Source organism: Pseudomonas fuscovaginae SE-1, from assembly GCF_000364705.1.
Classification (GTDB): Bacteria; Pseudomonadota; Gammaproteobacteria; order Pseudomonadales; family Pseudomonadaceae; genus Aquipseudomonas; species Aquipseudomonas fuscovaginae_A.
In genome coordinates, this window is record NZ_AQOH01000196.1 from 1 (window position 1) to 801 (window position 801).

Annotated in this window: 1 protein-coding gene; it reads left to right on the top strand. The window is 65.7% G+C overall.

Annotation, left to right across the window (positions count from 1 at the left end):
* Nucleotides 1-801 (top strand): hypothetical protein (locus K675_RS30950; RefSeq protein WP_037006737.1); only part of this gene is annotated, 801 nt, incomplete at both ends.

The window sequence follows — 801 nt, forward strand, 5'->3', positions numbered from 1 at the left end:
CACCCTAACGGCCAAGACCACTGCTGCGTTGGTCAACCAGGGCGGACGCCTGGTCAGTGACCGTGGCGTCACCGTCAACAGCGCCAGCCTCGACAACACGGCCCAGGGTGTGATCAGCGGCAAGGGCGCGGTGGGAGTGACCACCGGTGCCTTCGACAACCGCACCGGCAGCCTGACCAGCGCCGACCGCCTGACGCTGACGGCCGGGCAGGTCACCAACCAGGGTGGCCGTATCGGCAGCGACAAGGCCCTGACAGCCAGCGTCACGGGCCTCGACCAGCAGGGCGGCAAGCTGTTCAGCAACAGCGCCCTGACACTGGACATGAACCAGGGTCAACTGAACAACCAGAACGGCCTGATCAATGCGCCGCTGCTGGTGCTCAACAACCTCAAGGGCGTGAACAACCAGGGCGGTGAAATCTCCAGTGCCCAGGCCTTCACCCTGGCCGCCGACAGCCTGGACAACAGCAACGGCAAACTGCTCGGTGACCAGGCCGTCACCCTGCGTGTCAACCAGGCCCTGACCAACCTCAAGGGCCTGATCGCCGCAGCGGCACTGGACATCCGGGCGGCCAGCCTGGACTCCAGCAACGGTGGTGAAGTCTCGTCCCAGGGTGATATCGACCTGTCCGTCTCCAGCCTGACCCAGAATGGCGGGCGCCTGCTGAGTGACCAGGCCATCCGCCTCGACCTGGCCGGTGGTGACCTCGACAACCGCAACGGCCTGCTCAGTGCCAAGGGCCCGCTGACCCTCAACAACCTGCGCGACCTGAACAACCAGAACGGCGAACTCTCCAGCCG